Source organism: Streptomyces graminilatus (assembly GCF_001418565.1).
GTDB lineage: Bacteria > Actinomycetota > Actinomycetes > Streptomycetales > Streptomycetaceae > Streptomyces > Streptomyces graminilatus.
Window position 1 is genome coordinate 1 of the sequence record NZ_LIQQ01000491.1, and the last position, 6,877, is coordinate 6,877.

Annotated in this window: 6 protein-coding genes and 2 pseudogenes; 2 read left to right on the forward strand and 6 right to left on the reverse strand. The window is 69.9% G+C overall.

The genetic code is table 11. The features are described 5' to 3' along the window. A pseudogene (locus AOK08_RS47860) lies at positions 1–197 on the reverse strand (ABC transporter ATP-binding protein); the annotation flags it as partial. Positions 198–199: 2 nt separating this feature from the next. Continuing rightward, positions 200–766 (reverse strand): annotated as a pseudogene (locus tag AOK08_RS33680) (ABC transporter ATP-binding protein); the annotation flags it as partial. Between the two features lie 168 nt (positions 767–934). On the opposite strand from AOK08_RS33680, the gene AOK08_RS33685 reads away from it, so the two are divergent. Together AOK08_RS33685 and AOK08_RS33690 are read left to right on the forward strand one after the other, a co-directional pair. After that, complete coding sequence (locus AOK08_RS33685; protein ID WP_055533068.1) at positions 935–1,174, forward strand: hypothetical protein; 240 nt, start codon at positions 935–937, stop codon at positions 1,172–1,174. Positions 1,175–1,178: 4 nt separating this feature from the next. Continuing rightward, on the forward strand, positions 1,179–1,553 hold the full coding sequence (locus AOK08_RS33690; RefSeq protein WP_055533070.1) for a hypothetical protein: 375 nt from the start codon (positions 1,179–1,181) through the stop codon (positions 1,551–1,553). Between the two features lie 52 nt (positions 1,554–1,605). On the opposite strand, the gene dnaK is transcribed toward AOK08_RS33690, so the two are convergent. The 4 genes from dnaK to bioB form a co-directional block, all read right to left on the reverse strand. Beyond that, positions 1,606–3,318, reverse strand: coding sequence for a molecular chaperone DnaK (gene dnaK, locus AOK08_RS33695; RefSeq protein WP_079054430.1), 1,713 nt, complete (start codon positions 3,316–3,318; stop codon positions 1,606–1,608). Between the two features lie 89 nt (positions 3,319–3,407). Further along, on the reverse strand, positions 3,408–4,136 hold the full coding sequence (bioD, locus tag AOK08_RS33700; protein ID WP_055533074.1) for a dethiobiotin synthase: 729 nt from the start codon (positions 4,134–4,136) through the stop codon (positions 3,408–3,410). Between the two features lie 2 nt (positions 4,137–4,138). Continuing rightward, the gene (locus AOK08_RS33705; RefSeq protein ID WP_055533076.1) at positions 4,139–5,437 is read right to left on the reverse strand and encodes an adenosylmethionine--8-amino-7-oxononanoate transaminase; all 1,299 of its coding nucleotides are present in this window, start codon (positions 5,435–5,437) and stop codon (positions 4,139–4,141) included. After that, positions 5,430–6,647, reverse strand: coding sequence for a biotin synthase BioB (gene bioB / locus AOK08_RS33710; protein ID WP_055533078.1), 1,218 nt, complete (start codon positions 6,645–6,647; stop codon positions 5,430–5,432). Before bioB ends, AOK08_RS33705 begins: the two co-directional genes overlap by 8 nt. Positions 6,648–6,877: the final 230 nt, after the last annotated feature.

The window sequence follows — 6,877 nt, forward strand, 5'->3', positions numbered from 1 at the left end:
CTGCGGGGGAAGGGGTCTCGGGGCGGTCGAGGCCGCCGGAGAAGCGGCGCATGCGCTCCAGGACGGCGTCCGCGGTGGGCCGGGGCATCTCGTCCACGATCCGTCCGTCGGCCAGGAAGAGCACCAGGTCGGAGTGGGCGGCGGCGCCCGGGTCGTGGGTCACCATGACGACCGTCTGGCCGAGGTTGTCGACAGCCNNGTCGAGGTTGCCGGTCGGCTCGTCCGCGAAGATCAGCTCGGGGCGCGAGGCGAGCGCCCGGGCACAGGCCACGCGCTGCTGCTGGCCACCGGAGAGCTGGGACGGCCGGTGCTTCAGCCGGTCCCGCAGCCCCAGGGCGTCGATGACCTGGTCGAGCCACTCCTGGTCGGGCTTCTGGCCCGCGATGTCCATCGGCAGGGTGATGTTCTCGACGGCGTTCAGCGTCGGGATCAGGTTGAACGACTGGAACATGAACCCGATCCGGTCCCGCCGCAGCCGCGTCAGCTCGCGGTCCTTCAGCCCGGTGATCTCCGTGTCGCCGAGCCACACCTGTCCCGCCGACACGGTGTCCAGCCCCGCCAGACAGTGCATCAGCGTGGACTTGCCCGACCCCGACGGACCCATGACCGCGGTGAAGCGCCCGCGCGCGATGTCCACGTCGACCGAGTCGAGGGCGAGCACGGTCGTCTCGCCGGAGCCGTACGCCTTGGTCAGCGCGCGGGCGCGGGCCGCGGTGCCGTCCGCCTCCGCGTGCCCGGGAGCGTGCTCCGCAGCAGGTGTGGACAAGGCTGTCTCCTTCGCTGGATTCCTGGTCGTGGCCGTCCCGAGGTGGTACCGACGCCCCTCGTCCCTTCGCCGACCGAGCGTAGTGTGACCAGGCGCACACCTGGTATCCCTTTTCGCCCCTGACTGGCCCCCTTGCGGGTGCTAGCACTCACGCGCTAGCTTCGAAGTATGGCTAAGACTCAGCTGAATGTCCGGGTGGACGAGGGCACCGCCCGCGCGGCGCGGGAAAAGGCCCTGGCTCGCGGAATGAGCGTCAACCGCTACATAGAGGAGCTGGTCCAGCAGGACACCGGCGAGGCGGGCCACACCTTCGTCGAGGCCGCCGCCGACTTCATGAAGCAGTACGAGTCCGTCTTCGCCGAGGAGTTCGGCACGGACCGTGAAGGCAAGCGCGAAGGTCGTCACTGAACCGTTGGACAGCCTCACGATCGACCTCGCCTGGCTCCTCATGATCGCCGAACGGAAGACGCCCGGAGATCCCCAGGTCTCGGACTGGGGCGCGCTGGTCGCCGCCGTCGCCCGCCACGAGGCCGAGATATTCGACGTCCCCGTCTACGGCGACCCGCACGCCCGGGCCGCCGCCCTGCTCCAGCTCCTGCTGCACGTACCGGCGCTGGAACGCTCCAACGCGCTCTTCGCTTCCGCGGTCGCCTACGCCTACCTCATCGCCAGCGGCGTCAAGGTCGTCACCTCACCCGAACAGGTCCGTGACCTGGCCCGCCTGGTGAAGACGGGCGACGCCTCGGTGCACGACATCGCGCGGGAACTGCGCCAGTGGAGCCTGTGAGGGTGCCTGGCGGGTGATCGCACTTCGCGATCCGCGCGGCCTCAGTGGTGTCTCAACGGTGCAGCTTCCGCTCGGCGTTGGCGGTCTTCTCGGTGGCCTCGCGGACGGTCGCGTCGTCCCCGTTCTTCAGTGCTTCTTTGAGCTCGTCGACCGCGGCCTGGACCTCGATCACGATGTCGCCCGGTGCCGTGTCCGCGTGGTCCTGGATGGACTTCTCGGCGGTATGGACTTGTTGATGGGCGCGGTCGCGCGTCTCGGCGGATTCACGGCGCTGACGCTCCCGCTCCGCATACCGCTCGGCCTCACGCACCATGCGTTCGAGGTCGGCCTTCGGCAGGGCGGATCCGCCGGTGACCGATACCCGTTGCTCCTTGCCGGTGCGCAGCTCCTTGGCGGAGACCTGCATGATGCCGTTGCCGTCGATGTCGAAGGAGACCTCGATCTCGGGCTCGCCTGCCTTCGCCGGCGGCAGACCGGTCAGGGTGACCGTGGCGATCTTCCTGTTGTACGCCGTGAGTTCGCGCTCACCCTCGTAGACCTTGATCTCCAGCGCCGTCTGGTTGTCCCGTGTCGTCGTGAAGATCTCGGACCGCTTGGTCGGGATCGTGGTGTTGCGTTCGATGACCTTGGTCATGCTGCCTCCCTTGGTCTCGATGCCGAGAGACAGCGGGGCGACGTCGAGCAACAGGACGTCCTTGACCTCGCCCTTGAGGATGCCGGCCTGGAGAGCCGCTCCGACGGCTACCGGGTCGTCCGAACGGACGCGTTGGCCCTCCTTGCCGCCGGTCAGTTCGTCGACCAGCTCGATGACCGCGGGCATCCGTGTCGAGCCGCCGACGAGGATGACGCGGTCGATCTCGTCGAGCCCGATACCGGCGTCCTTGATGACGTGGTGGAAGGGCACCTTGCAGCGCTCCAGCAAATCGGCGGTGAGCTGCTGGAACCCGTCCCTGGTGAGCCTCTCGTCCAGGTGCAGCGGGCCCTGGGCGGAGGCCGCGAGGTAGGGCAGGTCGATCGTGGTCTCGGTGGTCGAGGAGAGCTCGACCTTCGCCCGCTGCGCGGCCTCGCGCAGACGCCGAAGCGCTGTCCTGTCCTCGGTGAGATCGATGCCGTGGTCGTCGGTGAATCGCTTGACCAGATGATCGACGATGCGCTGGTCCCAGTCGTCACCGCCGAGTCCGTTGTCGCCGCAGGTGGCCTTCACCTCCACCACGCCGTCGCTGATCTCCAGCAGTGACACGTCGAAGGTGCCGCCGCCGAAGTGGATGACCACGACCGTCTCCTCGTCCCGGTCCAGGCCGTAGGCGAGAGCGGCGGAGGTCGGCTCGGCGATGATGCGTAATACCTTCAGCCCCGCGATCTGGCCGGCCTCCTTGGTGGCCTGCCGCTCGGAGTGGCCGAAGTACGCCGGGACGGTGATCACCGCATCGGTGACCCGCTCGCCCAGGTACGACTCGGCGTCCCGCTTCAGCTTCTGCAGGATGAACGCGCTGATCTGCTGCGGCGTGAAGTCCCTGCCGTCGACGCGTGTCTTCCAGCCGGTGCCCATGTGACGCTTCACCGAACAGATGGTGCGGTCCGCGTTGGTCACCGCCTGCCGCTTGGCCGTCTCACCGACCAGCACCTCACCGTTCTTGGTGAAGGCGACGACGGAGGGCGTGGACATGGCGCCCTCCGCGTTGGTGATGACGGTCGGTTCACCACCTTCGAGAACACTCACCACAGAATGCGCCGTACCAAGGTCGATCCCGACAGCACGAGCCACCGTGCACTCCCCCCAGCCGCCGCGGCGAAGCCGCGTGTGAACCATCCCTCCATCAGGTTTCCATATCCGGCCAATGCGCACACGGCTCTTTAAACGGACCGCAGGGGCGATTCCCGCGCCTGGAACTCCGCCGCGTTCCACGTTCCGCCCAGGATCGGGGCCAGCCAACTGCTCGCCAGCGTCCGGAAGTCGGCCGGGGGCAGTTTTCCGGCGCCCTCGGGCAGAGCCCCGGCCAGCCGGGACCCGGTGACGGTCGGCAGGTCGGCCAGGTTGCAACGGGCCGCCAGGTCCGGGGAGTCGGGCCAACTGCCGATGACGACGCCCGTCAAATGGACGTCCCTGCGGGCGAGTTCACGGGTCGTCAGTTCCGTGGCGTTCAGGGTGCCCAGGCCTGCCGACGCGACGACCAGTACCGGCGCGTCCAGAACTGCCGCCGCGTCCGCCAGGGTTCCGCCGTCGTCGTCGAAGCGTACGAGCAGGCCGCCGGCGCCCTCCACCAGGACCACGTCGTACTCGGCGGCCAGTTTCGAGGCCGTCTCCGCCACCTCGGCCGGCCGCACCGGGGGCAGACCGGCGCGCCGGGCGGCCGTCGCGGGGGCCAACGGGTCCGGATAACGGGCGAGTTCGAGGGTGTGTACCGTGCCCGCGAGGCGGGCGACCTCGTCGGCGTCGCCGCGCTCGTCCGGCCGTACCCCCGTCTGCGCGGGCTTCAGCACGGCCACCGTGCGGCCCGCCGAGAGTGCCGTGGCGGCGACGGCGGCCGTGGCGACCGTCTTGCCGACCTCCGTGCCAGTCCCCGTGATCATCAGGATCGCCACGCTCATCCCTCCTGTGCCGCCGCGCACACCGCGCGCGCGATCCGGGCCACGTCCGCGTCGCCGGTGACGTACGGCGGCATGGTGTAGACGAGGTCGCGGAACGGCCGCAGCCACACGCCCTCGCGGACGGCCGCCGCCGTGGCCGCCGCCATGTCCACCTCGTGGTCGAGCTGGACGACCCCGATCGCGCCCAGCACCCGTACGTCCCGGACCCCGGGCAGGTCCGCCGCCTTGGCCAGCCCGTCCCGCAGCCCGGTCCCGATCCGGTCGACCTCCGCCCGCCAGTCCTGGTCGAGCAGCAGACCGATGGAGGCGCAGGCCACGGCCGCCGCCAGCGGGTTGCCCATGAAGGTCGGGCCGTGGGCGAGCACCGGAACCTCGCCGCGCGAGATGCCGTCGGCCACCCGTGCCGTGCACAGCGTCGCCGCCATCGTCAGATAACCGCCGGTCATCGCCTTGCCCACGCACATCACATCCGGCGTCACCGCCGCGTGCTCCGCCGCGAACAGCGTGCCCGTGCGCCCGAACCCGGTCGCGATCTCGTCGAACACGAGCAGTACGCCGTACGCGTCGCACGCCTCGCGCAGCACCCGCAGATAGGCGGGGGAGTGGAACCGCATCCCGCCCGCGCCCTGCACCACCGGTTCGACGATCACGGCGGCCAGTTCACCGGCGTGGCGTTCGATCGTCGCGCGCAGGTGGTCGGCGTACGACTCCTCGTACTCCGTGGGCGGCGCGTCCGCGAAGACCTGGCGGGGCAGGACGCCCTGCCACAGCTCGTGCATACCGCCCTCGGGGTCGCACACGGACATCGGGTGCCAGGTGTCGCCGTGGTAGCCGCCGCGCCAGGTCAGCAGGCGTTGTTTGGCAGGGCGGCCGATCGAACGCCAGTACTGCAAGCACATCTTGACCGCGACCTCGACCGACACGGACCCCGAGTCGGCGAGGAAGACATGGTCGAGCCCCTCCGGCGACACGTCGACGAGGAGCTTCGCCAGCCGGACGGCGGGCTCGTGGGTGAGCCCGCCGAACATGACGTGGCTCATCCGCGAGAGCTGGTCGCGCGCCGCCTCGTTGAGCACCGGGTGGTTGTAGCCGTGGATCGCCGACCACCAGGACGACATCCCGTCGACCAGCTCGCCCGACCCGTCCGCGAGCCGCAGCCGCACCCCGCTCGCCGCCTCCACGACGAGCGGTTCGACCCGGCCAGGCATGGGCCCGTACGGATGCCAGACGTGCCGCCGGTCCAGGTCGAGCAGCTCGGACAGAGGCAGATCAGGCAGAACAGGCAGGTCAGGCATTGGGCGCGAGGTCGGTTCCGGCACCTCGGCGGCGTACGGTCACCAGGTCCGTACGCGGTTCCGTACGCGGTTCGGTCACCGTCGGCGTGGCGGCGGCGGTCGCCGTACCGCAGACACCGCCGCCCTCGTGCGACTCGCACCCGCCGCACCCGCCGCACGCGGATTCGTGGGACCCGCATCCGCCGCCCACCGCTGTCCGATGCTCCGCCCGGTGCTGGGGCAGCGTCACCTGGTCGGTGCCCTCGATCTCGAAACCGGCGTCGGCGATCATGTCGAGGTCGGCCTGGCCGGCCTGGCCCTCGGTGGTGAGGTAGTCGCCGAGGAAGATCGAGTTGGCGAGGTTCAGGGCGAGCGGCTGCATCGTGCGCAGATGGACCTCACGGCCCCCCGCGATACGGACCTCCGCGTCCGGGCACACGAACCGGACCATCGCCAGGATGCGGAGACAGCGCTGCGGGGTGAGGTTCCACTCCTTGGCCAGCGGGGTGCCCTCGACCGGGATCAGGAAGTTGACCGGAACCGAGTCCGGGTCGAGTTCGCGGAGCGAGAAGACGACGTCGACGAGGTCCGCGTCGCTCTCGCCCATGCCCGCGATCAGGCCCGAACAGGCGGACAGACCGGCCGCGTGGGCCTTCTGGACCGTGTCGACGCGGTCCTCGTAGGTGTGGGTGGTGGTGATCTCGCCGTAGGTGGCCTCGGACGTGTTCAGGTTGTGGTTGTACGCGTCCGCACCCGCCTCGCGCAGGCGCTCCGCCTGGCCGTCGGAGAGCAGGCCGAGGCAGGCGCACACCTCGACGCCCTCGTTCTGGTCCTTGATCGCCTTGATGGTGCCGGCGACCCGTTCCACGTCCCGGTCCGTCGGACCGCGCCCGGACGCCACCAGGCAGACCCGCTTGGCACCCCCGGCCAGCCCGGCCGCCGCGGCCTTCGAGGCCTCGTCCGGCTTGAGCCAGGTGTACTTCAGGATGCCGGTGGTGGAGCCGAGGCGCTGGGAGCAGTAGGAACAGTCCTCCGGGCACAGGCCCGACTTCAGGTTGACCAGGTAGTTGAGCTTCACCCGCCGCCCGAACCAGTGCCGGCGCACCTTCCCGGCCGCGGCCACCACATCGAGAAGATCGTCGTCGGAGGTGGCCAGCACGGCCAGCGCCTCTTCACGGGTCGGCAGCTCGCGCCGCAGCCCCTTGTCCACCAGCGTCGTCAGCAGGTCCATGGTTGCCGATCCTGACGTATCCGACGGCCCGAGGGAAAGGAGGGTTCGTACAAGAGAGGGGCTTCGACGTGTGGGTATTGCCACATCCTGGCTGTCGGAGGGGCCCGCTAGGGTCTGTCCACTGCCTACAAAGCAGTGTCTGCACAGCACGTCCTGCAAACGAGTAGCTGCCCGGAGGACCCATGGCGTTCGGCTGGATCGACGAGCAGGCCGAGGCGCGCCGGCGCGCC